21 protein-coding genes and 3 pseudogenes are annotated in these 25,726 nt (G+C 69.5%); 14 read left to right on the forward strand and 10 right to left on the reverse strand.

Going from position 1 to position 25,726, the window contains the following annotated elements:
* Positions 1-111: 111 nt before the first annotated feature.
* Together AB0D46_RS15645 and AB0D46_RS15650 are read right to left on the reverse strand one after the other, a co-directional pair.
* Positions 112-492, reverse strand: a complete 381-nt coding sequence (locus AB0D46_RS15645) for a hypothetical protein (RefSeq protein ID WP_362877864.1) — start codon at positions 490-492, stop codon at positions 112-114.
* Complete coding sequence (locus AB0D46_RS15650; protein WP_362877958.1) at positions 489-701, reverse strand: hypothetical protein; 213 nt, start codon at positions 699-701, stop codon at positions 489-491. Before AB0D46_RS15650 ends, AB0D46_RS15645 begins: the two co-directional genes overlap by 4 nt.
* A 335-nt stretch (positions 702-1,036) precedes the next feature.
* Here AB0D46_RS15650 and AB0D46_RS15655 point away from each other — a divergent pair, with 335 nt between their 5' ends.
* Positions 1,037-1,186: a hypothetical protein gene (locus tag AB0D46_RS15655; protein WP_362877865.1), complete on the forward strand. Its 150-nt coding sequence runs from the start codon at positions 1,037-1,039 to the stop codon at positions 1,184-1,186.
* Between the two features lie 105 nt (positions 1,187-1,291).
* Here AB0D46_RS15655 and AB0D46_RS15660 read toward each other — a convergent pair whose 3' ends face one another.
* Positions 1,292-1,756 carry a hypothetical protein gene (locus tag AB0D46_RS15660; protein ID WP_362877866.1) on the reverse strand — a complete coding sequence of 155 codons (465 nt, stop codon included), beginning with the start codon at positions 1,754-1,756 and terminating at the stop codon, positions 1,292-1,294.
* A 907-nt stretch (positions 1,757-2,663) separates the two neighbouring features.
* Here AB0D46_RS15660 and AB0D46_RS15665 point away from each other — a divergent pair.
* The 8 genes and pseudogenes from AB0D46_RS15665 (at position 2,664) to AB0D46_RS15700 (ending at position 13,096) form a co-directional block, all read left to right on the forward strand.
* Positions 2,664-6,101, forward strand: a complete 3,438-nt coding sequence (locus AB0D46_RS15665; RefSeq protein WP_362877867.1) for a hypothetical protein — start codon at positions 2,664-2,666, stop codon at positions 6,099-6,101.
* 161 nt (positions 6,102-6,262) lie between these two features.
* Entirely contained in the window at positions 6,263-6,763 is a 501-nt protein-coding gene (locus AB0D46_RS15670) for a hypothetical protein (protein WP_362877868.1), read from the forward strand.
* Positions 6,764-6,877: 114 nt separating this feature from the next.
* Positions 6,878-8,512: a S1 family peptidase gene (locus AB0D46_RS15675; RefSeq protein WP_362877869.1), complete on the forward strand. Its 1,635-nt coding sequence runs from the start codon at positions 6,878-6,880 to the stop codon at positions 8,510-8,512.
* Between the two features lie 232 nt (positions 8,513-8,744).
* A complete protein-coding gene (locus AB0D46_RS15680) occupies positions 8,745-10,556 on the forward strand; it encodes a S1 family peptidase (protein WP_362877870.1) in 1,812 nt (603 codons plus the stop codon).
* Positions 10,557-10,824: 268 nt separating this feature from the next.
* Positions 10,825-11,192: pseudogene (locus AB0D46_RS15685) on the forward strand (VOC family protein).
* 234 nt (positions 11,193-11,426) lie between these two features.
* The gene (locus AB0D46_RS15690; protein WP_362877871.1) at positions 11,427-11,615 is read left to right on the forward strand and encodes a hypothetical protein; all 189 of its coding nucleotides are present in this window, start codon (positions 11,427-11,429) and stop codon (positions 11,613-11,615) included.
* Positions 11,581-11,988, forward strand: a complete 408-nt coding sequence (locus AB0D46_RS15695; protein ID WP_362877872.1) for a DUF4253 domain-containing protein — start codon at positions 11,581-11,583, stop codon at positions 11,986-11,988. Before AB0D46_RS15690 ends, AB0D46_RS15695 begins: the two co-directional genes overlap by 35 nt.
* A 565-nt stretch (positions 11,989-12,553) precedes the next feature.
* Positions 12,554-13,096, forward strand: a complete 543-nt coding sequence (locus AB0D46_RS15700) for a hypothetical protein (RefSeq protein WP_362877873.1) — start codon at positions 12,554-12,556, stop codon at positions 13,094-13,096.
* Between the two features lie 280 nt (positions 13,097-13,376).
* On the opposite strand, the gene AB0D46_RS15705 is transcribed toward AB0D46_RS15700, so the two are convergent.
* Together AB0D46_RS15705 and AB0D46_RS15710 are read right to left on the reverse strand one after the other, a co-directional pair.
* Positions 13,377-14,036 carry a hypothetical protein gene (locus AB0D46_RS15705; protein WP_362877874.1) on the reverse strand — a complete coding sequence of 220 codons (660 nt, stop codon included), beginning with the start codon at positions 14,034-14,036 and terminating at the stop codon, positions 13,377-13,379.
* A gap of 11 nt (positions 14,037-14,047) precedes the next feature.
* Positions 14,048-14,368 (reverse strand): hypothetical protein, encoded by a 321-nt coding sequence (locus AB0D46_RS15710; protein ID WP_362877964.1) that lies wholly within the window; start codon positions 14,366-14,368, stop codon positions 14,048-14,050.
* Between AB0D46_RS15710 and AB0D46_RS15715 the strand changes: the two genes are divergently transcribed.
* From AB0D46_RS15715 to AB0D46_RS15725, 3 genes are all read left to right on the forward strand, one after another.
* Positions 14,312-14,812, forward strand: coding sequence for a DUF6192 family protein (locus tag AB0D46_RS15715; RefSeq protein WP_362877875.1), 501 nt, complete (start codon positions 14,312-14,314; stop codon positions 14,810-14,812). The two genes, AB0D46_RS15710 and AB0D46_RS15715, sit on opposite strands and share 57 nt — an antisense overlap.
* A gap of 73 nt (positions 14,813-14,885) precedes the next feature.
* Complete coding sequence (locus AB0D46_RS15720) at positions 14,886-15,314, forward strand: hypothetical protein (protein ID WP_362877876.1); 429 nt, start codon at positions 14,886-14,888, stop codon at positions 15,312-15,314.
* A 35-nt stretch (positions 15,315-15,349) separates the two neighbouring features.
* Positions 15,350-16,195 (forward strand): IS5 family transposase, encoded by an 846-nt coding sequence (locus AB0D46_RS15725; RefSeq protein WP_362877877.1) that lies wholly within the window; start codon positions 15,350-15,352, stop codon positions 16,193-16,195.
* Positions 16,196-16,219: 24 nt separating this feature from the next.
* On the opposite strand, the gene AB0D46_RS15730 is transcribed toward AB0D46_RS15725, so the two are convergent.
* The 3 genes from AB0D46_RS15730 to AB0D46_RS15740 form a co-directional block, all read right to left on the reverse strand.
* Positions 16,220-16,891 carry a chloramphenicol acetyltransferase gene (locus AB0D46_RS15730; RefSeq protein ID WP_362877878.1) on the reverse strand — a complete coding sequence of 224 codons (672 nt, stop codon included), beginning with the start codon at positions 16,889-16,891 and terminating at the stop codon, positions 16,220-16,222.
* Between the two features lie 122 nt (positions 16,892-17,013).
* The gene (locus AB0D46_RS15735) at positions 17,014-17,865 is read right to left on the reverse strand and encodes an alpha/beta hydrolase (RefSeq protein WP_362877879.1); all 852 of its coding nucleotides are present in this window, start codon (positions 17,863-17,865) and stop codon (positions 17,014-17,016) included.
* Positions 17,862-18,317, reverse strand: coding sequence for a MarR family transcriptional regulator (locus AB0D46_RS15740; RefSeq protein ID WP_362877880.1), 456 nt, complete (start codon positions 18,315-18,317; stop codon positions 17,862-17,864). The genes AB0D46_RS15735 and AB0D46_RS15740 overlap by 4 nt, the downstream gene beginning before the upstream one ends.
* A gap of 165 nt (positions 18,318-18,482) precedes the next feature.
* On the opposite strand from AB0D46_RS15740, the pseudogene AB0D46_RS15745 reads away from it, so the two are divergent.
* Positions 18,483-18,827, forward strand: a pseudogene (locus tag AB0D46_RS15745) (SMI1/KNR4 family protein); the annotation flags it as partial.
* 189 nt (positions 18,828-19,016) lie between these two features.
* Positions 19,017-19,818 (forward strand): annotated as a pseudogene (locus AB0D46_RS15750) (transposase); the annotation flags it as partial.
* A 742-nt stretch (positions 19,819-20,560) separates the two neighbouring features.
* Here AB0D46_RS15750 and AB0D46_RS15755 read toward each other — a convergent pair.
* Together AB0D46_RS15755 and AB0D46_RS15760 are read right to left on the reverse strand one after the other, a co-directional pair.
* Positions 20,561-23,188, reverse strand: coding sequence for an RICIN domain-containing protein (locus AB0D46_RS15755; protein ID WP_362877881.1), 2,628 nt, complete (start codon positions 23,186-23,188; stop codon positions 20,561-20,563).
* A gap of 42 nt (positions 23,189-23,230) precedes the next feature.
* Positions 23,231-25,606 carry a non-reducing end alpha-L-arabinofuranosidase family hydrolase gene (locus tag AB0D46_RS15760; protein ID WP_362877882.1) on the reverse strand — a complete coding sequence of 792 codons (2,376 nt, stop codon included), beginning with the start codon at positions 25,604-25,606 and terminating at the stop codon, positions 23,231-23,233.
* Between the last annotated feature and the right edge of the window lie 120 nt (positions 25,607-25,726).

The raw sequence follows: 25,726 nt of genomic DNA on the forward strand, positions 1-25,726 counted from the left end.
TCGACCCGCCTGTCTCCTGCCGCAGCCCGGCAAGGTGGCGACGAAACGTGGCCAGACCAGACGCGAAGCTCTCTTCGTAGCGCTTCACCGGGGCGCCGGCCAGGTCGCTGGTCAGGGGGTGAGGTCCAGGATCCGTGCCGGCTGACCTTCCCAGCGCTTCGGCAAGGTGGTGGCCACGATCGCGCCCTCAGGCCGGTCCGCAGTGGGCTGTGCCGCGTGCTGACTGTGGGCAGCCGCCCACGTCTCCTGCTGTGCCACCGCGAGCGCGGCGGGCAGGTCCAGGTCGAGGACGGTGATGCCAGGTAGGGCGGCCAAGTGCTCGGCAGTGCCAGGGCGGGCCCGGTCGGCTTCAACGAGGGCGCACGAGGGTGCGTAGAGGAACCAGCCGGTCTCGGCGTGCGCGCGATGGATCAGCCGGGAGGCCAACACGTTGCCCTGCCCGGCCGCCGCCATCGCTGTCTCGTCGAGCACGATGTGCATCGCTTCACTCACGGGCGCTGCACCTGCGCGAGGCGTCGGTCCAGTTCGTCGTCGAGTGCGTCTCGCTCGGACGCGGTCGGGTCGTAGCCGTTCCAGGCCCGCAGTGCCGCCTGGGCCCTCTTCGCGCGTTCGGCGCGTTCGGCGGGCGTCAGCATCGTCTCCGCGAGCCGGGCCAGGTAGGCGCGCAGAGACAGTCCCTCGGCGGCCGCAATCGCGGCCAGGCGAACGTACCCGTACCCGTACCCGTACTCCGATCTGCATGATCGCGGATGCGCCGACTGGAGCCGCCGATCAATTCTGTGCTGTGGATCATGAACGGTTCACGTCTGGTGAGGCGGGGGGCGTGGGTACCTTGGCCGCGGGAGACGGACGCGGTGCCGCGTCGGTCGGCGAGGCTGGGAGTTGCGGTGGAACAGCTGGTACAGGTCCTGCCCGACGAGGACGGTGTCCGCGTGATCGTGTGCGGGGGCGAGTTCGACCAGGACAGCCTCGGCCCCCTGAAGGAGGCTGGCACGGCGGCTGCGAACGATCCGGATGTACCTTCGCGGACTCCTCCATGCTCAACCTGATGCTGCTCCTGCTGCGTACCGGCCGTCTGGTCCTGGCGGGCCCGGTACCAGAGCGGCTGGTCCGACTGTTGGACATCACCGAGGCCCGCGCTCTGTTCACCACGACAAACGGCACCGAAGAGGCCCGCGCGCTGTGACGCCGTCACCGGCCACCCCGCCGACACCGGCGACGTAGTCACCGGGACCCCGGCAACTACGCCTCCTCACCGACGAGGAGGACGGGCACGGCCGGTGGATCGCCGTCATGTCCTACGACTGACCGAATCACCGATCACGCGCTGCGCTGCGGCTTCCGCCGCACAGCCATCTTCCTCGCGGAGCCAGCCGCAGGCCTCACAACCTTCGTCGCGGCCTTCTTGCCCGTGGGGAGGTCGTGGACGGAGGCGTCGACTCTCCTGCCGCGCGGCACGTGCGTCCTCGACTGACTTCTGGAGCGCGGCCATCAGGTCGACGACCTCCCCCGACAGTGCCGGCTCGCCCGCGGCCGCCACCGGGCGGCCGGACTCCTTCGAGGCGATCACCTCCTCGACGGCGGCACGGTAGGCGTCGCGCTGCTCCGACAGCTCGAACCCGCCGGTGGCCAACGCGGCCGCCAGGTCAACTGCGGCCTGAATCTCCGTATCGGTGACGTCCACGGCGGCCGGCGCCGGGACCGCGCCGGGCGGGCGCACCTCGTCCGGCCACCGCATCTGGTGCAGGGCGATCACGTCGCCGGTCGGGGACGGTGGTCGCCGCCAACCTGCTCGGTGTGGTCGTCCGAGTCCCGTACCGAGACAGCCTCCATGACGACGCTCCACGGGGGATCCCCGCACCGATCCATGCCACCGAGATCCCCCCTGCTCTACGTCGAGCCGGGAGCGTGGGTCCCTCCGCTCCGCCGTGGTTCGAACGCGACTGCGGGCCGCCGTCGGGCGGGTGCTCGACGGAGGCGCCAGGGCCCTCGCCCAGGCTGCGGCGGGGCCTTGTAGCGGGCTGTGCGCCCGGTCGCGACGTCCAAGGCGAGGGGCAGGTCGCTGAGACGGCGGGCCACCCGCCCGAACCGCCCATCAGCCCGAGCTGCCATCAGCCGGAGCCGGCGACGCAGGGCGGTTTCCGGGGGCTCGCCCCCGTGCAGCTGCCCCGCAATACCCCTTCGCCGGCTGCGATCTGACAGGTACTTCGCGACGTGGAGCGTCCTGCGGATCACGCCGCACTGCACCCCTCCGAGGGAGGGGGATCTCGCCCGGTCCCGGATCCGCCGCGGAGAGAGAGGGCGGAGCGCCGCAGGAAGCCCGCGCAGGCCGGAACAGGTCAGGGCCCCTTTCGGCCGGCTGGTTTCCCTTCCCCCCACCCCGCGGTGCGCCGAGAGTAGTGATCGCCGCCGGGAGCGAAACGCGAACCCGGTCGGCGCCACCGGAGAACACGACATCGCGGTCGTGGTTCCCGAGTCCGAAACGGCACACCCGGTGCGGACCACCGACCATGACAGCCCGTCAGGCCGGGAGCACGTCCTGGTCGGGATCAGCGCAAGAGAAGGGAGTCGTGATGGCATCACGTTCACGACAGCTCAGCAGACGTCAGATAATCACCGCCTTCGCCGGGGTGGCGGCCGGTTGTGCGTTGTCCAATTGCACGGTGCTCAGTCGGTCCGCGTACGCGGCGGGTCCGGTCGGGTCCGCCGCGGTGCCCGAGGGGGCCGGCCTGCCGGACACCGAACGCGGCAGGGTCGTCTGGGCGTACCGGACGGGCGGCCGAGCCGTTCGCGTCGCTGCCGCCGCGGCCCTGGTGGGGAACGCGGCGGACGTGAAGGCGTTCCTCGACGAGAAGCTGGCCTCGGCCCGGGCCGAGGACAACAGGTTCACCCTCACGCAGTCGCTGGTCATGGCGGGTAAGGCGACTCGCGAAGGCATCGGCACGGCGCTGTCGGGGGGCACGGCGGCGGTCGAGGCCTTCCTCAAGGGCGGGTTCCAGACCGCGGTGCGCGAGGACCTGAAGGTGGCCGTGACCACGGTCATGGCCCGCGGTGGCCGTGCCGTCAAGCGTGACGCGTCCGCCGCGCTGGAGGCCGATTCGGACTTCGCGTTGCGCGCCTTCCTCAGCGGCGGACAGTTCACCGCTCACGAGGAGGACGACCGGGTGCAGGTGACGTCGATCCTCGTGACGGCGTCACCGCAGGTGAGGGTGTACGCGCAGCGGGCACTGGACGACGGGACGCCGAGGGCGATCCGGTGGTTCCTGGAAACGGGCCAGTACATCGCCCGTGCCCGTGACGAGGAGACCGCGACGATCCAGCAGCTGGTCAAGGTCGTGGAGGCGGAGGGGCAGCGCGCCGGTCGGAAGACCGACGAGGCCGTCGAGCTGTCCCAGCAGGCCGTGAAGGCCGCCGAGAAGGCGAAGGAGGCGGCGCTGGAGGCCAAGGCCGAGGCCGAGGCCGCCAATCAGGACGTCCAGCGTTCCGCGAGGGCCGCGAACAAGGCGGCGCAGGCGGCCCGGGGTGCGGCGGCCGCCGCGTCGACCGCGGTGTCGGCGTCGCGGACGGCGCAGGCCGCCGCGCAGCGTTCGGTGGCGGCCGCGCACGCCGCCGCGGCAGCGGCCGCGTCGGCGGGACGGGCGGCGACCCGGGCGTACCAGGCCGCGATCGGGGCTTCCAAGGACGCGGGGATGGCAGACGCGGCCCGAGCGGCGGCGCAGGCCGCCACGGCCATGGTCAGGTTCGTCCGCGCCGTGGCGGAGAAGGCCGATCTCGCGGCCAAGTCCGCCGAAGCGGCGGACGCCGCGGGTGCGGCCGCCGCCGGCTCGGCCCTCAACGCCGCCGCCGCGGCTCGGGCGTCGGCCGACGCGGCCGTGGCTTCCGGCGCCGCGCAGTCCGAGGCCGCCGTAGCACAGCGGGAGGCCGCCGTGGCCGAGGCCGCCGCGGGCAGGGCGACGCGGGCCGCGAGCAAGTCGCGGACCTTGGCCGGGCAGGCGGCGACGGCCGCCCGTGCGGCGCGCGACGCGGCCAACAGTGCCGCCGATCATGCCGAGAAGGCGGCAGCGGCCGCCCTGGAGGCGGCGAACCACGCGGGCCAGGCGGTCGACTACGCCAACCGGTCGACGGCAGCCGCCAACGCGGCCGTCGAGGCGGCGAACAAGGCCGCCGACGCCGTCGACAAGGCACGTGCGGTCGAACAGACGGCCCGTGAGGCCGAAACCGCCCGACTGGCCGAGGAGACCGCCGAGGCGATCGAGCGGGCGCGGCTGGAGGCGAGCGCGGAAACGAATCAGCTCGAACGGTACAACCGGGAGCGGACCCAGGAAGCGCGCCTGTCGCAGGAGCTGCTCGGGCTCATCGGCTCCGCGGAGTCGGCGCTGAAGGCCGGCAGGACCGCGGACGCCGTGGTGGCCGGACGCAAGGCGGCGATCCAGCTCATCGGGCGGGCGGGAACGTGGACCCATCGGGCCGCGGAGTTCGCGCTGGCCGGCTCGGACGAGGACGTCGTCCACTGGATCGACGCCGACCGGCTGATCGCCCTGCGGCAGGACAACGTCGAGAACGTCGCGGCCATGGCCGCGATCTCGACCAAGAACGTGGCCTTGGCGGCCGTGGCCGTGCTCAGGACCGAGGACCCCACGAAAGTGCGGACGTTCCTCGAAAGCGGAGCACTTGAGGCGGCCAAGGAGGACAACCGGGTCGAGGCCACGACGATCCTGGCCGACGACAACACCGGCCCGGCCGAGCGCCGTGCGGCCGTGGCCGCGCTGGAGAAGGGCACCGCCCAGGCCCTGCACGTCTTCCTGCACGTCGAGCGTGCCGCGGCCGTCCGCGAGGACGACCGCGTGAAGGCGACCACCCTCCTGGCGAACGGAGGTCCCTACGTCAAGGCCGCCGCCAAGATCGCGCTTGAGGGCGACTCCCACATGCTGCGCCGCTTCATCGGCACCACGCAGCACGAGTTCGCGCGGATCGACCATGACCACGCCACGCACATCAGCGCGATCCGGGCGATGATCGCGGGCGCTGCCAAGGTGGCCCAGGAGGCGCAGGAAAACGCGGCACGGGCTTCCGAAGCGGCAGCCCTCGCACGTGACGCGGCCGCCAAGGCGGTCGAGTGGGCCGACCGTGCCAAGGGTTACGCCGCGGCCGCCAAGCTGTCCGCCGAGGAGGCGCGCAAGAACGCGGCGTCCGCCGAGGCGTCCGCTGCCTCCGCGGCACGCTCCGCTGAGACCGCGCGTCAGGCGGCCGTGGCGGCGCGCAGGGCGAGCAGCGTGGCGCGGAGCGCGGCGACCCGCGCCGTACGGTCCGCCACCGAGGCCGCTTCCTACGCCGCTGACGCCGCGGCCTCGGCCGCCGCGGCCCGCCAGGCTTCGCTCGCGGCCGGGGCGAGCGCCGGCGCGGCCTCCCAGGCCGCGGCGGAGGCCAAGCACCTCGTCATCGAGGCCGCGATGCGCGAGGCGATCCAGAAGGCCCTGGACAACTCGAAGGTCCCCATCGTCCCCGGCAAGAACGGCCTCCCCGAAGGCGCCGAGAGCTGCCTGACGCCGTTCGGCACGCCCATCGAGTCCAGCAACAACACCAATCCGTGGGAACTGGGCGTGGATTGGCTCACCGGAAAGGGACCCCGGTCGCAGTGCTTCGGTCCGAATGATGAACTCACCCGCGTCTACCGTGAGCACGAGCACACGCAGAAGGCCCTGGCCTTCTTCGCCGACCGTACGCGGAACGGGAACTTCGAACTGGGCCACCCCTATCTGTACGACTACTCGCTCAGCGGCTTCGACGGTGCGGGGAAGTACCTGAAGGACTACGGGACGCTCTCCACAGCCGGCCTCACGGGAAACCTCGCGTACACGTTCCTGGGCTCGCACTCGGTCCGGATGACCCCCACCCGCAAGAACGCGGACGGCTCCGTCGTGTGGCGGTACACCGCGTACAACGAGTCGGACATCGAGTCCGCGACCCACCCCCCGGTCATCGGATACACGGACTGGTGGAGCAACAGCGTGGGCGCGCTCATCGACAAGATCGTCGGTGATTCCGGTCCGATGTCGCCCAAGACCCAGGTCATCGAGTTCGACGTCACGCTGAAGCCGTGACGGACGGCACGACGAGCGGGAGCGGGCTCAAGGCTCCCACGGCGTCCCGATCCTGACGGGCCGCCTTCTCCGAACCTCGCCGAAGTGGCGGCGCCGCCCACACTGCGCGCCGCCGCCCCTCCGGCATCACCCCCTGATCAATACCTACAGCTAGGACTGTCATGAAGTCACGCAACGCATGGAAGCGCATTCTTGGAACCGCTGCCACGGCCGGTGTTCTGGCCTGGGCCGTGACGGCCGGGGGCGGTCAGCCGTCCGACGTCACCGCCGGACCTGTCGCCGAAACGGGGCCGGGATACGCCATCGAGGATTACAACTACCCGAACGCCGACAAGGTCCTGGCCGAGCAGGGCATCGTCCTCAAGCGGGGTGACGGCCACATCGTGCTCGCCGACTGCCGGAGCGAGGAGAACCTCCTCAAGTTCCTGGCCCGTGACCGGGCGGACGTGTGCTTCAAGGTCATCGGCGATGAGGGCTTCCTGACCTTGGAACTCAAGTCGGTGCACGGAGTGCGGACCGACGATTCCGGCAACACCCACCTCGCGATGACCGCCGAGAACGACCGCGTCGAGTACAACATCCCCGCGAAGACCTGGGAAGGCGTCGGCGAGTCCGTGGACGGTCGGGACCACGTCCTGGTCGAGATCCGCGTCACCAAGTAGTCCGCGCCGCCCTACGGCGAGATCGCGATCCGGGCGCCACTCGTGCCCGCCCTCGGTCGCCCGACCGGCGCCCCAGCCATCTGCCACAGTTCTCGGAAAGATCGAAGGAAAACCATGTCCCGCATACGTCCGCGCACGATGTGGTCGGCCACGGCCATGACCATCGCAAGCGCCACCGCGCTCATTCCCGCAGGTACGGCTCTGGCCGCTGCCGGCACTCCCGCCGCCGCCGGCACCTACACCCACACCGCCCGGCTGACCATCGGGGACGAGTCCAACGGCCGAGCCTGCTCGGCGGTCCTCGTCGACGAAAGCTGGGTCCTGAGCGCGGTCAGCTGCTTCGCGAAGACGCCTGGGGCGTCGGTTGCCGCCGGCAAGCCGGAGCTGAAGGCCACCGCGAGGATCGGCACGACCACGCTCGACGTGGTGAGCATCGTTCCTCGCGGTGACCGGGACGTGGTGCTCGCGAGGCTGTCCGCCCCCGTCACCGGGATCACCCCCATCAAGCTCGCCGCCGCGCAGCCCGCCGTGAACGCCGCCGTGTCGGCGGCAGGCTTCGGCCGGACCAAGACGGAGTGGGTGCAGGACAAGGTCCACACCGCCGCGTTCGGTGTCTCTTCCGCCGATGCGGCGACGCTGGCCCTCACGGCCAAGGGCGCCGACGCGATCTGCCAGGGCGATGCCGGGGGGCCGCTCGTCAACGGCAAGGGCGAACTGGCCGGCATCAACAGCCGTTCCTGGCAGGGAGGATGTCTGGGAACCCCCGCCACCGAAACCCGCACCAACGCGATCGCCGCACGGGCGGATGACCTCCGCGGCTGGATGCAGCAGGAAATTCTGCCGCAGACCCCCGGTTGGAAGACCCAGGCCCTGGTGCAATCCGGCAGCGGCCTTTACCAGGCCACCCGCGGCAACGACGGCTCCTGGACCGCTTTCAACGACGTCCAGAGCCGGACCGGCGCGGTCCCCGGCGGGCTTCGCAACTCGGCGGCCGTCGGTATGAACGGCGACACCCACGTCCTGGCCGTGAGCAACGACAGCAAGTTGTTCCACACCATCCGCAAGCAGGACGGCACCTGGGGCACCTTCGGCAACGTCTTCGAGGTCGCCGGCACCCTGGGCAACCTCACCAGCGTCACCGCGACGAACATCGGCTGGGACCTCCACGTCGTCGCCGTCGCCGACGGCAAGGCCCTGCACACCGTTCGCAACGCCACCGGCCACTGGACGCCCTTCAAGGACATCACCAGCGGCAAGGTCGCCAACGTGACCGGCGCCGCCACCGCCGTCGTCCGCGGTGAACTCCAGGTCACCACCCTCAGCGGCGGCAAGGCCTACCACACCATCCGCCAGACCAACGGAAACTGGCTCAACTGGGGCGACGTGGCCGCCGCCGCCGGCGCCACCGGACCCATCACCTCCCTCAGCACGATCGGCGCCGGAGACGAGACCCACATCGTCATCGCCACCGACAACGGCAGCCGCCAGTACCACGCCGTACGCAACTTCAACGGCACCTGGACCCCGCTGACCGAGATCAAGTCCATCCTCGGCACGGTCACCGCCAAGTCCGTGGCCACCGCCAACATCGCCGGTGAGGTCCAAGTGGCCGTTACGACCACCGACGGGAAGCTCCTGCACACCACGCGCCACACCGACCGCACCTGGGCCCCCACCACGACCGTCCCCACCCCGGGCCTGCCGGGCGCCCCCGGTCACCTCGCCCTCACCGGTACCTGGAACGGCTGACCCACCCTCGCGACCCGGCGCCGACCACACCAGTGACACCGGCCCGACGATGAGCCGGACGGCGCCGGTCACCAGGACTCGGATCCAGGTGACCGGCGCCGCCACAGGCACCCGGCACTCAGCCGGCACCGGCATCGGCGCAGGCGCCGGCCACCGGTCCGGCACACGGCACACGGCACACCCGAATTTCGACGCACACCTCACCCCATCCCGTTCTTGAAGGAACCCGCTCATGTCTGCATTCCGTCCGCGCACCGCGCGGATATCGGGCCTGCTCGTCATCGCCACCGCGGTCGCCGCGGGCATCGTTCCCGCCGGTTCCGCCCAAGCCGTCTCCGGCCCGGAGGTGACGGCCGGCCAGCACGCCTCCGTCGTCAAGCTGAACATCGGCGACGAGGCGAACGGCCGCGGATGTACCGGCTCCATCGTCGACGTCTCCTGGGTCCTGACCGCAGCCAGCTGCTTCGCCGCGACGCCCGGTACCGCGGTGCCGGCCGGTGCGCCGGCGCTCAAGACCACCGTGACCCTGGGCGACGGCCGACGCGTCGACGTTTCCGAGCTCGTCCCCCGCACGGACCGGGACGTCGTCCTGGCCCGCCTCGCCACTCCTTCCGGCGGGACCGCGCGCATCAAGCAGGCGGGCACCGCCCCGGCGGCCGGCGCCGACCTGACCGCCGTGGGCTTCGGGCGGACCAAGACCGAGTGGGCACCCGACAAGGCCCACACCGGCGCGTTCACCCTCAACACCTCCAACGCCACCACCCTGACCATCACGGGCAAGGGCACCGACGCCATCTGCAAGGGCGACACCGGCGGTCCGCTGCTGAACGCCGCCGGCGAGCTGGTCGGAGTCAACAGCCGTTCCTGGCAGGGTGGCTGCCTCGGCACCGCCCCCACGGAGTCCCGCACCGGCGCCGTTTCGGTACGCGCCGACGACCTCGGCGGCTGGATCAAGGAGACGGTACGACGTTCCATCGCACCGCGTGACGTGAACGGTGACGGCCGCTCCGACGCGGTCATGGTCTACCACCACGCCAACGGCTCCGTCGGTTTCCACAGCTCCCTGGCCAAGACCGACGGCGGTTTCGGTGAGTACAACGTCGGCTACACCGTTCCCGCCAGTGGCGGCTGGGACCGCAACGCGATGAAGCTGATCACCGGTGACTTCAACGGCGACCGCCGTACCGACATGGGCATGATGTACCGCCAGGCCGACGGCACCATGAAGATGTACACCGGCCTCGCCGACAACGCCGGTCTCATCCAGCCCTTCACCAGCAGCTACACCACCCCGGCCAACGCGAACTGGGACTGGAACGCCATCCAACTCCACTCCGGCGACGTCAACGGTGACGGCCGCTCCGACACGGTCATGGTCTACCACCACGCCAACGGGTCCGTCGGTTTCTACAGCTCCCTGGCCAAGGCCGACGGCGGTTTCGGTGAATTCAACGTCGGCTACACCGCCCCCGCCAGTGGCGGCTGGGACCGCAACGCGATGAAGCTGATCACCGGTGACTTCAACGGCGACCGCCGCACCGACATGGGCATGATGTACCGCCAGGCCGACGGCACCATGAAGATGTACACCGGCCTCGCCGACAACGCCGGTCTCATCCAGCCCTTCACCAGCAGCTACGCCACCCCGGCCAACGCGAACTGGGACTCGAACGCCATCCAGCTCCACTCCGGCGACGTGAACGGTGACGGCCGCTCCGACGCGGTCATGGTCTACCACCACGCCGACGGCTCCGTCGGTTTCCACAGCTCGCTGGCCAAGACCGACGGCGGTTTCGGTGAGTACAACGCCGGTTACACCGTTCCCGCCAGTGGCGGCTGGGACCGCAACGCGATGAAGGTCATCACCGGTGACTTCAACGGCGACCGGCGTACCGACATGGGCATGATGTACCGCCAGGCCGACGGCACCATGAAGATGTACACCGGCCTCGCCGACAACGCCGGTCTCATCCAGCCCTTCACCAGCAGCTACACCACCCCCGCCAACGCGAACTGGGACTGGAACGCCATCCGGCTCCACTGACCCCCTCGCCGGACGCGGTGCAACCCACCCCCGTCCCCCACCTACCGTCTCCCGCCTCGGCGCCCCCTCGGCAGCCGGGGCGGGACGGGTCGTGCTCACGATGAGGGGGCTGCCGACAGTTCCCTGACGGGTGGCTGACGGAGCATCGGTTTTGCCCTCACGGGAAGCGAGCGTGCTCCGCGCGCCGTCCCCGTGTACGTCCGGGCGCGTACGGATCGATCAGGAATCGAGAAGTGCGGGGCACGGAGCCAGCTCTAGCCTGCTCACCATGGACATCACCATTCACACGACCTCCCTGCCGCACGACGACCCGGACGCGTCGCTCGCCTTCTACCGCGACATCCTCGGTTTCGAGGTCCGCAGCGATGTCGAGCAGAGCAGGATGCGCTGGATCACGGTCGGCCCGGCCGGTCAGCCGGGCACGTCGATCCTTCTGACGCCACCCGTCGCCGATCCCGGCATCACCGAAGGCCGAGCGCCGGACGATCACCGAGATGATGGCCTAGGGCACCCACGGCTGGATCCTGCTGGCCACCCCGGACCTCAAGCGCCACGTTCGAGAAGGCGCAGGCCGGCGACACCGAGGTCGTCCAGGAGCCGACCGAGCAGCCGTACAGCGTCCGCGACTGCGCGTAGCTGCTGTCGACCACGGCTGTCCCCGTCCCGCCCGGACGGTTGATCACGTCCGATGAAGGTGACGAGGCGCGCAGGCCCTCAAGCTGAAGCACGGCGCCGTATCCGCAGGGTTTGTGGACGCGGAATCACGACGAGCATCCCCGCTCAGGCGTCTGGCCCCAGCTTCTCGACTCGAGAAACCCCGAAGACAGCGACTTCCGTCCCTGGGGCACCGGCGAGCTCTTCCCCAAGCAGATGTCATCACCCGACGACCACGACCCGAGCGAGCTGTTCACAAGGTGGTGGGCGACGTACACCGCGATCGATGACGACGACGGCATGTCGCCCGACAAACGGCCGGCCGTCATGGCCCCCTCCGGGCAGACCTGGCCGGGCCTCGCACCCCGCCGTGAAGACGCGGCGGACTCCAGCCCTGGCCGCTGAGCACGCAGAACTTTTCGTTCTGAGTCGGCCGCGGTCATGTCTGGGCCTGGTCGCCGCGCCTTCCGGCGCCGACGCCCTCGCCCTCGTCGGCTGGGACGGACCCGCCAACTGGGACAACGACACCGCCACGTTCTCCGCCGTGGTGAGCAACTGGGAACAACGCTTCGGTGCATGCGTCGCCGCCCTTGGATCCGACACACCCCACGTGAGCGTCGCCACACCCCCGACGAGCAGGGAAGACGCCCTGCTCGTCGCCGCCGAACACTTCCCCTTCTGTCCCGACAACATCTGGCAGGGCCCCCGCCCCCAGACCCTGGACGCGTACGCCGACCGACTCATCGACACGCACTGCCGGGAATTCTGGTGGGACTGATCCCGGCCCGTCGAGAAACGATCACCCGATGGGGAGCGATCTTCAAGCCCGCGGACTTGCCTCAGGTCAGCGGCACTCGTGAACAGCCCTGAGGTCCGGACCCTGCTGAAAGCCGCCGTCCATGATGGAAACGACGGCAGGCAGGGTGAGCTGCGCCGTTTGGCTGGATGAGCTTGTCGGCGCTCGGGCGCTTACGCCTCGCCGTGGACTTGGTCCGCCACGTCTTTGCCGAGCACACTGACTTGAGTTCCACCACTCGAGTCGATCCGTCCGCGATGCCCCCTGCGGACTGGTTTGAGGGTTGCTGCGATACCCTCGCCGCCGACCTGCCCGGCGACTCCCTCGCCCGGGTACTGGGCGTCCACATCCAAGTCGCCGTCCAATGGCAGAAGGCATCAGCCGGCAACTGGGCCCCTTTCGCCGCCGATGTCAGCCGCCGTGTCCCGGAGAACCAATGAAGCTACCCATCGCCATCCACCAAGCACGGCTCGGATCGACAGAGTTCAAGGTCATCCGACCAGCCCGGCCCCTGGTCCACGCCGTGCTCATCGACCATGATCGGCACTTGGACACCTACCTCGATCAGGACGCCGCCCAGCGAATCGGTGGGCTATGGAAGCTCGCCGCCTCTTCGCCGCGTTCGCTGGTCCACCTGCCGATGCGGGGGAACCGTGGCCCCTCCCGCGAGTTGCCAGAAGACGGCACACGACAGCTTGATCTCGTGCTGCTGCACCACTCGCTCCAGTTCGCCCCCTCACGCTGGAAGAAAATACGAGGACGGCTCGGCCCAGGGCGTCCGCAGACCGTGACGATGCCTGGTGCAGGACACACCGACGAAGTCGTGATTGATCACGAGGCACGGCATTACCAGGAAAACCGGGATCTGTTCCACCAGCATCTCCACGCCGAGACCCTTTTCATGACCGGCAGCGCGAAGGTGTTCGGGGACACCGCCCGGCACTTCTTCGACGTCGCCCGAAACGGCCCCGGATACGTCCCCGTCCATCCGAGCTACCCGCACTTCTGCACCGAGCTCCACTCCAACGACGGCATTCTCGGCAACGCGCGCGAGATCCACATCGAGTACTGCGACCAGTGGGACGAATGAAACCCAGGCCCAACGCCACATTCAGAACGCCCCTGACCGGGCAGAAGACCAGCAGCCGCAGCCCTCGATACGGGCGGCGTCATCGAAAGCGAACAGCCTCCCGGCTGCAATTACCAGTAAGGGAAAGGCTGCGGCTGTCAGCCCTGGGGACGGGCGTCGTGAACCCACGCGCTGACGCACCGATTCGCCCCGCTCGATCGGCCGCTCCCGCAGGCGTCGCGACGGCCGGGCCCCTCCTACCTCGCCGAGATGTCCAGCCACTCCCCCACCACACCGGCTGTCAGTCCGCCCCCGCACCGGTGCCGCTGAGGACGTCGCGCATCGCCTCACGGATGTCATCGACGGGTTCGCGGGCGGCGGCGCGTACGAGGGCCTCCTGCAACTCCACCGGGACCGCAGCGCGCGGCCAGTCGGCCACGGCGTACGCCGCCATCCGGCGGTTGCGTTCGCAGCGCGTGGCGAGTGCCGTCCGCAACAGCCTTACGCCGTGGCCGGGATGGGCGCCCAGCCGGCTGACGATCAGGTCCAGGATCCGGTCGGCGGCGTACTCCGACCCGAAGAAGATGTCCGGTTCGGGGTTCGCGAGGAGCTCGACGAGTGGAAGGAGTTGTTCGGCGGCCGCGACCACGCCGGCGATCTCGTCGGTCGGGCAATCCTCCGTCAGCAAGTACCAAGCGGTCGAGTCCAGGGGCGCCGCCCCGATGCGGCGCAGCACGGTATCCCGGTAGGGCAGGCCGAGGACGCGGGCGGCCCAGGGCGCTTGGTGAGCGTGCGGATCGTCGTCATCGGCCAAGGCCTCGATCACCGTTCGGCGGGACTCCGGACGGTCGATGATGGCGGTGATCTCCGCTCCGGCTCGCGCCAGTTCGCCCTCGGGTGGCTTGCCGAGGGCGAACCAGTCCCGGATGCCTGTGAGGGCGAGGAGGTCCTGCGGAGTCACGGGGGTGGCCGTCAGGTGGCGCAGGTAGTGCGCAGGGCGGGTGCGGCGTCCTCGTACGCGTCGAGGGAGGCTCCGGGGCCGTCCATGTCGGTGAGTGCGTGGATCAGTCGGGTGGCGCCCTTGAGGATCGGTTCGTCGAGTCGCTCGCGGGCGAGTACTCCGGCGAGGTCCCCGGTGCGGGCGGCGACGAGGCAGAAGTAGCTGTCCAGGACGTCACCGGTGCAGGCGTCCCGGATCAGCCACTCCCTGATGTGTGGGTGCCGTGCGCCGTCAAGGTGCTCGACGGCGGACACGCGCGCCCAGCCCTTGGTCGCGCGGGCCAGCGGGAACACGGCGAGCTGCGGGTCGCTCGGCCGGGACGCGGCGAGGGCGGTGCAGGCAGGCCGGAGACCGCGGCCTCACTGCCGGCGGCCGAGCGGGTCCGGGTGGTGCAGGAGCTGACCCGGGACGGCGAGGTCGCCACCCAGGTGACCTCCCGCCTGCTCCAGCGCCCGAGGGTGGCCCGGGAGGCGATGCGCGACGACGACACCCGCTTCACCGTCAACCGTGCCCAGTTCGACAACTCCGAACAGACACGGGACAAAGTCCGCGAACGGATGCCGGCGGTCCGCAGGATCGAGCACACCATCGAGTACCTCGACCTGGTCGGCTCCTGCCACAGCTACGTCGCCACCCTGGGCCGACTGGTGCCCCGGATGCGTGGCCAGGAGTTCACCGACGACGAGCGTGAAACGGTCCGGCGGGGAATCGCCAAGGTCCGCGGGGCAGCCGACTGATTGGAGGCCGCCCTGGAGACCGGCCGGTTCACCCTGGATGAGCAGCTCGCCCAGCTGTTGAAGGGCGAGTGAGGTGCTGCCCGCCCGCCGCCGGATACGCGGCGCGGCCACCCCGCTCAGCGTGCACTACGGCGACCTGGTCCGCGTCGCCCTCATGGAAGCCAGGCCCGCCGGCCTACAGACCAGGCAACTGGTCGCCGCAACCCGCCTCACCCCGTCCCAGGTCGCCCGGGGCGTCCGTCACCTGCGGGATGTCGGCGCCGCCGAACACCTCACCCCGATCATCTGGCGCCGCCGCGACGGATACCTCTTCTCCGACGAACCGGCCGACTGGATCGAATACGAGAAACAGCAGTTCCGACAGATCCTCGGCCGCCTCACCCGGATGATCACCGGCACGCTCGACCCGCACCTGGCACGCTACCCCGACGACGAATGGGCTCAGCTCGCATCCGCCCAGCTCACCGGCGTCCGCGCCACCCTCGCCCAACTCACCAAATAGCCTCCCAGGCCCGAACCGACCGAAGGGAGGCCGTGATGCCCTTGACCTCCCGTCGGCGCCGCTATCCCTCTGACACCACCGTCGCGGAATGGGCGCTCCTCGAACCGCTGCTGCCCGTTCAGGCATGCCTGACCAAGGCCGGAGGTCGGCCGGAGAAGTGGCACCGCCGCGAGATCATTGATGCGATCCGGTACATCGTCGGCAACGGGACCAAGTGGCGGGCTCTGCCATCTGACTATCCGCCCTGGCAGACCGTCTACTACCACTTCGCGCGCTGGATGCGGGTCGGGATTGTCGGTTTCATCCGTGACCAGCTCCGCCGACAGATCCGCACTGGCCAGGGGCGATGCCCCTGGCCAGTCACGCTGATCGTGGACTCGCAGTCCGTCAAAGGCGCCTACACAGTCTCCAAAGCCACCCGAGGCTACGACGCCGCGAAGAAGATAAACGGACGCAAGAGACACATCGCGGTGGACACCCTCGGCCTGCCCGTGATGATCACGGTGACACCCGCCGACATGACCGACCGCGACGCCGCCCGCGAACTCCTGTGGCGCCTGGGCCACATGCAACCCCAGATCGCCCAGGTCTGGGCCGACTCCGCCTACGCCGGCCAGCTCATCACCTGGGCCGCCGACTTCCTCAAGATGACCCTCAAGACCGTCTCACGGCCCCGCAATGCGAAAGGCTTCGTCGTTTTGCCCCGTCGCTGGAGGGTCGAACGCACATTGGGGTGGATCACGAAAGCGCGGCGCAACGTCCGGGACTATGAGAGGCTGCCTCAGCACTCCGAAGCCCATCTGACTTGGGCACTCATCACGCTCATGACCCGACGCCTCACCCGCAAAAGACCACAGACCAAGTGGTCCAAGAAAGGCTGACGGCTCGAATGCCCGATCCGTCACTCAGGCCTTTGGAGTCTCCTCCAGCCAGGTCAGGTCCGTCATGAGAGCTTGCAACTCGTTGACGAGCCGCGTGGAGTGAAATCCGTCTGCGGCAGCGTGGTGCACCTGTACTGCCAGGGGGAGCAGGACCCGGCCGTCTTTCTCAACATAGCGGCCGAGGGTGAAGATGGGCGCGAGATGGTTCCAGCCGTTGCCGCCGATGTTGAGGTTGAACCCGGTGAAGGACGCCCAGGGCAGGCTCGACACGTCAAAGATGTTGGCCGGCAGCTCTCCCTGCGGGAAGAAGTCGCTGGCGCGACTGTGCTCCGCGAGCAGAGGGGCGGCTACATCGTGGAACGCGCCGAAGTCAGGGTCGTAGGGCGCCCACACGCAGGCGAACGTCTCGCGTTCCGGGTTGAACACCGTGAACGCTGGGTGCACGACAGGCCAGACCGCTGGCCCGCCCGCGGCAGTGAGGCACATCTTGAACTCATCGTGACGGTTGACGATCGTGGCGAGAGCCCAGACCTGCGCGATGTAGGACTTACGCTGCGATCGCCGCAGAGCCACACTGAAGGCGGAGACATCCAACTCGACTGTCATCGAGTACGTACACGGAACGAGCCGACGGTAGTGCTCGAAGTGCTGCCGACGCGGCCACGTGTCGAGGTCGATCGAGATAGGGACATCCATCAAATCATGATGCCATCTGCTGGCATTTGACCCGGAACCGCATTCGAAGACCGCCAGGTTCGGCGAGACAGCAGTTGTCGGCGTACCCCCGAATGTGCTCACGCCGGTACAGGCGAAGGTGCTCAGTTGAGGTCAGTCGTGGACACGAGGAAGGATTCGACCGCGAGGTTGAAGGGTGCCGTGCTCTCGAGGCTAACCATGTGGGCCGCCGAGGCGAACCGTTGGTGCCGGGCATCGGGAACGGCTCGGGCGATGGCCTGAGCGTTTGACGAAATGTCACTGCTGTCGAGTTCTCCGTCGAGAACCAGGGTGGGCACGCCGATGGAGGCCAGCCGGTCCGCCGCACCGACTTCTCTCGGCATCCCCGCCCCCAACCCGCGGGCGTGCCGCATGACGTTGGCGGACGCCGACGCATGCATCCGCTCGCGCAGTGTGCGGCTGACCTGGGACGGTTCACGGTACGGCCCGTCCACCCACATCCGGAGAAAGTGCTCCACGAACCGCTGCGCTCCGCCGTCCGGGTCGCCCATCGCGGCCATCTGCTGTGCGGTGTGGTGCGCGACGTAGGGGTCGGCGAAGGGCCGGCCGCTCACCCCGGGCGAGGCAAGGACCAGGGCCGACACAGACTCAGGATGAGCTATCGCCGTGTCGACCGCGGTCCGCGCCCCGAGGGAAAGCCCTACGAGCGTGGCGCACGGGACATCGAGGTGGGTGAGCAGAGAGTGTAGATCGTCATGGTTGGCGTAGTCCCCGGCCACGGTGGAGGAACGCCCGTGGCCGCGGGCGTCGTAGCGGATGACGCGGTACCCCAGGCTCGCGAGCCACGAGAACTGCTCGTTCCACATGTTCAGGTCGAGCATGCCGCCGTGGAGCAGTACGACGGGGGGTCCTTCGCCGGCCGACTCGCAAAAGAGCTCGCCCGCCTCGACGGGTACGGTGGTGGCTGTGACCGCGTGTGTCCGCGCATGCGTCATCGTCGGTCGTCTCCTCGATCCGTGGGGTGCGGCGGGGCATCCCGTGCAAGGTCCTTGAACTCCTCGCCCAGGCGACGGAGCACGTGCAGAGCCGTCGTGACGTCACCGGTGGTCAGATCGGACAGCCGGCGCCGCAGTTCGGTTTCCTCGGCTTCCTGGATGCCCCTGATGATGGCTTCCCCTTTCAGGGTGAGCCGGATCAGGCGCGAGCGCCGGTGCTCCGGGTTCGGGGCGCTCTCAGCCAGCCCCAGAGCTGTCGCATCGTTCACCAGACGCTGGACCGGCTGCCGGTCCAGGCCCAGCAGGCGGGCCAGTTGAGGAACCGTTCGAGGGCCACCCCTGCACAGTTCGTCCATCACCGCATGCTGACCAGCTGTCATCCCCGTGTGCATCAGCTCCCGCTCCACGGCACGCACGACCGTGCGGTGCAGCGGCCACAGGCTGCGGATCACTTCGTACAGCAGAGGCCCCAACGGGGGCTCACCCCTCGTACGCCCATCGACACTCATGATGTCATCATGACATCTTCTATGTCTATGTGGCCATAGGTTCAAAGCAGCAGAGCCTGAGCACGTTCACTCGTACGCGACTGGGCAGAGTGAGTCGTACGCCGACACTGTTCCCTGCTTGTCATGAATCCGCGCGAAGAACCGGGGGCACCCTGCGGCTTCGACGGCATAGGTTCCGGGGCACACGAACTCGACCTCTTCCTCCACATCATCGAGATGGGCTGCACCGACGTATGCATCATCGCGGTGACCGGTCCCCTCACCGGCCGCGTCCTCATCGGTAACAGCGACGGCTACTGGGGCCCCAACGTCTCCTCCGCCACCGACTTCCTCGACTGGTACGAACGCTGGCTCAACCACATGAGTGCCGGACGCGACAACCGGGCCCTGGAACTCACCTCACCCCAGCTTCGTGCCCATCCCGACCGGCATCGCATGGCTCCGAGGATCTGACGCTCCGTAACAGCTACACGGAATGTGAGCCAGAACCCAAACTCGTGAATAAAGCCACCGGGAGAGCCCGCCCCTGCCCTGGCAGGGCGAACCCCCGCACGCGGAGGGCTGTAACCGGTAACCGGCAACTCACGCCGGCCGCCCGCCCTCACCGCCGGTCGGAATGGTGGGCCGAAAGAATGGACCGGTGAGCACCGCGATGTCGTCCAACGTCTTGTGGACGCCGGCCAGTGGCGGGAGGGGGATCCGGAGGTCCTGGTCGTGCTGGATGCGGGCTACGACGCTCCCCGCATCGCCCACCTCCTGGCAGACCTGCCCGTCGAGGTCCTGGGCCAGCTCCGCTCGGACCGGGTGATGCGCAGGCCCGTTCCGGTGCCGTCGGTCTGCCCGCCGCAGGGCGGCCGCCCGCCCGAACATGGTGGTGAGTTCGTCTTCGGCCGACCCGAGACCTGGGGCGAAGCCACCGCGGCGACCGTCACCAACACCGACCGGTACGGGACCGCGACCGCGCAGGCATGGGACCGGCTGCACCCCCGGTTGACCCGGCGGGCAGCCTGGCTCGACCACGAGGGGCCGTTGCCCATCATCGAGGGCACTGTGATCCGCCTGACGGTCGGGAAGTTGCCCAGCGGCGGGGTGAACAAGCCCGTCTGGCTGTGGTGGTCGGGCACCAGCGCGGGCCCCGCCGACGTCGACCGGTGCTGGCGGGCGTTCGTCCGCCGCTTCGACGTGGAGCACACCTTCCGCCTGCTCAAGCAGACTCTCGACTGGACCAGGCCCAAACTGCGGGACTCCGCTGCGGCAGACCGTTGGACCTGGCTCGTCCTTTGCGCACACGCTCAGCTCCGCCTCGCGCGCCCACTCGCACGCGACCCGACGTCCCTGGGAACGACCCGCGGAACCGAACAGGCTCACCCCCGCCCGGGTCCGCCGGGGGTTTAGGAACCTGCGGGCGAAGACAGGCACGCCAGCCGGTGCACCAAAACCCACCGGGTCGGCTGTAGGGCTCGCCGGTGGCGAGGACGCGTCCGACGTCGTAGCGGGTGGCGGGCTGTCGGTTCTTCGAGCCGGCCGGGCGACCGGGGCCGACCCGCCCACCACAAGGTCGGCACGAAACCCAGACGCACACGAAGCCGCGACGCACCAACTGAGCCGCAAGTGATGTGCCATGGCACGGTCTCCTCTGGCAATGTCACCCCATGATCTTCCACAGAAAGGCCCATGCCGCGTAAGCGGCCAGGGCAAGTCCGCGCGGGGCAGCACCTGCGCGACCAGCTCACCTACCGACCACGCATCCCTGGTCTGTCCGCGGCAGCTCACGCCGAAGTCGCCAGGGTAGAGACCATCCGGAACTACCTGAACGTCGGCGTTACGGCCGACGCCGTCAGGATGTGGCGCGACCTCGTACACGATCCGTACCGCAGACTCTGGATCGAATACGAGGACGGCGGCTGCGGCGTGTGGCAATGCTGTGGCAGCCCCTTCGGGGCCCGGAAGTTGCTAGAAGCCGTGATACTCGGCATGTCCCGACCCCGAGCTCGCGAGCTGCGGTCCCTTGTGGATCAACTCGACGGCCTCTACTGAGCAAGTTCAGGCCGGACGTTAAACGTCAAGCTGAGCCCCGCGAGTACGGCAATCGTCAGCCCGTCACCTCCGGGTGCTCCCCAGGTCCTTCGGCCGGGCGGTGGCGGGGCCGCAGGCCGTTGCGCCTGCGGCCCCGCCCGGTTGTCGGGTCAGGAGGGGTCGCCGTACTGGAGGCCGCGTCCGTTGGTTCCGACGTACACGCGGCCGAATGCGTCGGGGTCGCCGGTGATGACGCCGGTGCCGCCGATGCCGCCCCACTGGTGGGCGTCGTCGTTGACGCGGAGCCAGGTGGCGCCCTTGTCGGTGGAGCGGAAGACGCCGGTGACGTCCTTGACGGTGCCGATCAGGTACAGGGCTTGGTAGGAAGCGCCCGGTGCGGCCTTGCCGAAGCCGATGGCGGAGGCCGACTTCACCGGGGCGAGCCGGGTGAAGGTGCGGCCGCCGTCGGTCGAGTGCAGCAGTCCCTGGCCGCCGCCGGCGATCCACAGGTCCCCCGCGGCTCCGGGGACCGCCTCGAGCCGGCCGTCGGCGGGCAGGTTGGCGGCCCGGGCGCTGAAGGTCGCCCCGCCGTCGGTGCTGGCGTACAGGGTGCCGCCGGCCAGGGAGTAGAACGTCCCGGCCGAGGAGCGGTCGGCGATGACGACGGCGTTGGTGCCCAGGCCGTTGACCTTCGACCAGCTCGCTCCCTTGTCGGTCGAGCGGTACGGGGCCTGGCCGGTCTGCGTCCAGACGATGGCCGAGCCGTCGGCGGAGAGCGCCACCCGGCCGCTGTCGGCGCCGGCCACCGGTTCGGACGCGAAGCCCCTCCAACTGCGGCCGCCGTCGGCGGAGTAGGCACCGTCCTGCGCGCCGCCCCGTCCGACGCGGACCATCATCGAGGGGGTGGACTGTGCGAAGTCGATGGATGTGCTGTTGGCCATCATCGGGTTCGTCAGCCGCCCGGAGGGCACCTCGGTCAGGGAGTCGTGGCGGAATCCGCCCAGGTCGCCCAGGGCCGTGACGACGTGGGCTCCGCCGGGCGGGGCGATCGCGTCCAGCACGGCGGTTTCCTCCAGCCCGCGGGCGCCCACGGTCCAGTGGCTGGTGGCGCCGCTGTCGGAGGCGTTGGTGTCCTTGCTGCGCAGGATGCCGCTGCCGGTGCCGTACAGCACGTGGCCGGAGTCGAAGGGGTCGATGGCCAGGGCGGTCATCCAGTGCCCGGTGCCGGTGCCCACGTACGGCGCGGCGGAGGCGTCCCGCACCGTCTTGTCGGCCAGGGCCTTCCACGTCGTGCCGCCGTCGGTGGTCCGGTAGATCTCGTCCTCCGGCCACCAGCGGTCGAGGGTGGTGACCATCACCGTGGAGGGCTTGCGCGGGTCGACGGCCAGACCGGAGAACCCGTAGGTGCCCTGGGAGGGGGAAACGTTCTTCCACGTTCCGCCGGCCGGCGTGTGCTTCCAGACCGAGCCCCCCGTCACGCCATTCGGGCCGAGGGCGTTGGTGTACGTCAGGTACAGCGAGCCGTCGCCGGAGAGCACTCCGTGCTGCGGCATCTGTCCGGTGGGCTGCCCGGGGACGGCCTGCCACGTGCTGCCGCCGTCGGTGGAGCGGTAGAGGGAGGTGGTCCTGTCGGCGACGCCGACGTAGACGGTCTTGCTGCCGGCCGGGCCGTACGTCACGAAGGAGATGCCCGCGCCGCTGCCCGCCCCGTCCTTGACGGGGAACGAGGGGACCTGGCTCCAGGTCGCGCCGTGGTCGGTGCTGCGCCACAGGCCGTTCTTGCGCGTGCCCAGCAGCAGGGTGCCGTTGTCCGCGGGGTTGACCGCCAGCCGTTCGCCCGCCCCGCGGCCGTCCTCGTTGCCGCCCAGCTTGAAGGGCAGGTCGGTGCGCTGGAAGGTGCGGCCGCGGTCCGTGGAGCGGAGGATCGCGCCGTTGCCCGCCCAGTTGTTGGTGTAGGTGCCGGTGGCGAGGTAGAGCCGGCCGGGGTCGACCGGATCGGTGGCCAGCGCGTCGATGCCCAGCAGGTTCCAGTCCTTCTCGCCGATCCAGTCGGTCAGCGGGATCCACTGCTCGGCCCCGGTGTCCCAGCGGTAGGCGCCGCCCATGTCGGTGCGCGCGTACAGCAGACCCTTCTCCCTGGGGTTGAACACGAGTCCGGTGACGTAGCCGCCACCCACCACCTGGGCGTTGCGCCATGTGTACGGTCCGGATCCGGGCGTCTTGGTCCCGGTCGTCCTGACCAGTTTCCACTGCTGGTTGGTGCCGCCGTGGCCGCGGTACTGGATGACTTCCGCGCCGTCGGCCGTGGAGCTGCCGGAGACGTCCAGGACCTGGCCGCTCCTGCGGGAGGTGAGGACGACGGCGTCGGAGCCGCTCACGTCGTCGATCCGCCATTCCTGCGAGGTGGCGGAGCCGTCGGTCTGCTGCTCGGCGGCGGCCGCCTGGGCGGTCGAGTCGCCGGTTATGCCCAGCACCTTGCCGCTGTTGCGGTTCACCAACTCGTGGTAGCCGTCCCCGGTGGGTCGCAGCTGCCACTGCTGGTTGGCGGTGTTCTGGTCGGTCCACTGCTGGATGCGGGTGCCGTCGGCGGTGGAGAAGGCGTTGACGTCCAGTGCCTTGCCGCTGCGTACGGAGACCAGCCGGTAGTAGGCGCCGGCGTCGACCGTCGCGGCCTGCGAGTCGTCCTGCACGTACAGGAGGTACGGCACGAGGACGGCGGGCACACCGAGCAGCAGTCCGGTCCCGGTCCAGCGGCGGCGGTGGCGTCCGCGGCGCACGCCGTTCGTGGGGTTCTTCATGGGGGGTTGTGCTCCTTGCTTGGTTCTGTGGATCGGGGCAGGTCAGCGCTGCAGGGTGAGGAGACCCGGCCGGTAGGGCAGTCGGTCGTAGGGGCCGCCTGCCGCGGGCGCCTTGCCCTGGTAGAGGAACCGCAGGTTGCAGGGGTCGACGGTCATGGTCTGGTCGGGGTTGTCGCGCACCAGGTCGCCGTGGCTGATGTCGTTGGTCCAGGTGGCTCCGCTGTTCGCCTTGCCGGCGAAGGGGTTGCTCTCTGTGGCGGCCTGGGGGGTCCAGGGGCCGTTCAGGGTGGAGGCCGTGAACGAGCGGAAGTAGCGGGCCTGGTTCGCACCCCTCGCTTCGACGATCATGAGGTACTGGTTCTGGCCCTGGACCTTGTAGACCTGCGGCGCCTCGAACAGGTTGTCGGGCGAGTCGCTCATGACCGTCGTGTACGAGGAGCCGAAGTTGCCCGGGAACTTTCCGATCGGCATGCTCGCCCGGTAGATCTTGCCGTTGTCACCGGCGAAGAACAGGTACATGTTCTCGCCGTCGGCGATCAGTGTCTGGTCGATCGGGCCGGTGGGGGAATCGGTGCGGGGGATGCTCCCGCTGAACAGCGGCTGCGGCGCGGACCAGCCCTCGGGGTTGGCTGGGTCGCTCGACGTGCGGTAGATGAAGGGCCACGCCCCCCACTGGGAGGCCAGCACCCAGATCTTCTTGGGCGCGAAGTAGAACAGCGTGGGAGCCACCGCGGCCTGGCTCATCCCAGTCTGGCGGGCCGACGCCATGTCCGACCAGTTCGTGAAGGGCCCCGCCATCATGGAGCCGTACGAGGATCCCGAAAAGTACGACCCGTAGACCATGTGCTTGCCGTTGTACGTCACGTGGGTGAAGTCCTTCAGCGACGCCCACCCGTTCGCCGGCTGCGCCAGCGCACCCGTCGACGTCCACCGGTAGGTCGACGGAAGAGCACACGTGCCCGTCGGCGTGGGAGTTGTCGGGGTCGGCGTCCCGGATGGGCCGGTCCACTTCTGGTTGCCGCCGGACCAGCAGGAGTGCAGCTGGATCCTGGTGCGGTTGGCGGTGGCCGCGCCGACGGCGTCGAGGCACAGCCCGGACTGGACGCCGGAGATTGTGCCGTCGGTGTTGACGTTCCACTGCTGGCCGGCGCCGCCGTTGCAGTCCTCGATGACCACCGCGGTGCCGTTGCCAGTGCCCTTGTCCTTGGCGGCCAGGCACTTCTTGCCGTAGACCGTCAGCTGCTTGCCGGAGGTGCGGGTCCAGCGCTGGTTGCTCCGTCCGTGGCAGTCCCACAGCTGCGCCTGGGTTCCGTTGGCGGTGGTGGAGCCCTCGATGTCGATGCAGCGACCGGAGGCGACGCCCTTGATGGTGCCGGTGCCGGTCCCGGGGGTGGTGCCGGGGGCTGCGTTGAAGGCGTTCACGACGGCGGTGTAGGCGGTCTTGGGGTTGCCGTTGCTGTCGAACAGCAGGGGGTTCTCCCCCTTGCGCCAGGAGTCGCTGTCCCGGATGCCCCAGACCGTGATGCCGGTACACCGGGCCACGGACAGACAGGCCTTCACCGTGTTGGTGTAGTGGGTCGGCGACGCCTGGGCGATGTCCAGCTCGGTGATCTGGACGTCGACGCCCAGGGCGGCGAAGTTGGCCAGGGTGGTCTGGAAGCTCGCCGGGGGGCCGCCGGCGCCGAAGTGGCTCTGGAACCCGACGCAGTCGATCGGCACGCCGCGGGACGTGAAGTCCTTGACCATGCTGTAGACGCCCTGGGTCTTGGCGTCCGACCAGTTCTCGATGTTGTAGTCGTTGTAGCAGAGCTTCGCGGAGGAGTCCGCCGCCCGGGCGGTGCGGAACGCTTCCTCGATGAAGCCGTTGCCCAGCACGTTCTGGAACACCGAGCTGCGGTGCTGGGTCGACCCGTCGGCGAACGCCTCGTTGACCACGTCCCAGGAGTGGATCTTGCCCTTGTAGCGGGTCATCAGGGTGGTGATGTGGTTGTTCATCACGCCGCGCAGCGTGTGGGCGTCGCTGATGGAGTTGACCCAGGAGGGGAGCTGCGCGTGCCAGACCGCGGTGTGGCCGCGCAGGCGCTGGCCGTGCGCCGCGGCATGGTTGACGATCTGATCGGCCGGGCCGAAGGTGAACGTGCCGCGGGACGGTTCGACGGCGTCCCACTTCATCTCGTTCTCCGGGGTGATCATGTTGAACTCCCGGTCCAGGATGGCGGCGTACCCCGCTTCGCCGAGCCTGCCGGCGGCCACAGCGGTGCCGAAGTACCTGCCCGAGGGCGCCGCCTGCGTGCCCAGGGGTGTTGCGGCTCCGGCAGAGCTGGGGAGGAGCGTCACGACACCCCCCACCAATGCCGCGGCCGCCAGTCCGATCGTCAGTGTCCGCAGGCGCCGACCGTGCCGGTGTAGGCCCTTCATGCTGCTCCTCGGTGGTCTCGGGTCGCCTCGGAGGGTGTGATCGTGGGTGAATCGTCCGATGCGGCCTGATTCGCCGAGGGGTGCGTGCGGTGCAGGACGAGGTGCCGCTCCTGCGTACGG

It is taken from the genome of Streptomyces sp. NPDC048383 (assembly GCF_040651775.1).
Classification (GTDB): Bacteria; Actinomycetota; Actinomycetes; order Streptomycetales; family Streptomycetaceae; genus Streptomyces.

Excerpts from the sequence above, each read along its gene's own strand:
- AB0D46_RS15655 (WP_362877865.1), top strand. The coding sequence starts at position 1,037 with ATGCTCAACCTGATGCTGCTCCTGCTGCGTACCGGCCGTCTGGTCCTG.
- AB0D46_RS15670 (WP_362877868.1), top strand. The coding sequence starts at position 6,263 with ATGAAGTCACGCAACGCATGGAAGCGCATTCTTGGAACCGCTGCCACG.
- AB0D46_RS15675 (WP_362877869.1), top strand. The coding sequence starts at position 6,878 with ATGTCCCGCATACGTCCGCGCACGATGTGGTCGGCCACGGCCATGACC.
- AB0D46_RS15680 (WP_362877870.1), top strand. The coding sequence starts at position 8,745 with ATGTCTGCATTCCGTCCGCGCACCGCGCGGATATCGGGCCTGCTCGTC.
- AB0D46_RS15690 (WP_362877871.1), top strand. The coding sequence starts at position 11,427 with ATGTCATCACCCGACGACCACGACCCGAGCGAGCTGTTCACAAGGTGG.
- AB0D46_RS15725 (WP_362877877.1), top strand. The coding sequence starts at position 15,350 with ATGCCCTTGACCTCCCGTCGGCGCCGCTATCCCTCTGACACCACCGTC.
- AB0D46_RS15730 (WP_362877878.1), bottom strand. The coding sequence starts at position 16,891 with ATGGATGTCCCTATCTCGATCGACCTCGACACGTGGCCGCGTCGGCAG.
- AB0D46_RS15735 (WP_362877879.1), bottom strand. The coding sequence starts at position 17,865 with ATGACGCATGCGCGGACACACGCGGTCACAGCCACCACCGTACCCGTC.
- AB0D46_RS15755 (WP_362877881.1), bottom strand. The coding sequence starts at position 23,188 with ATGAAGAACCCCACGAACGGCGTGCGCCGCGGACGCCACCGCCGCCGC.
- AB0D46_RS15760 (WP_362877882.1), bottom strand. The coding sequence starts at position 25,606 with ATGAAGGGCCTACACCGGCACGGTCGGCGCCTGCGGACACTGACGATC.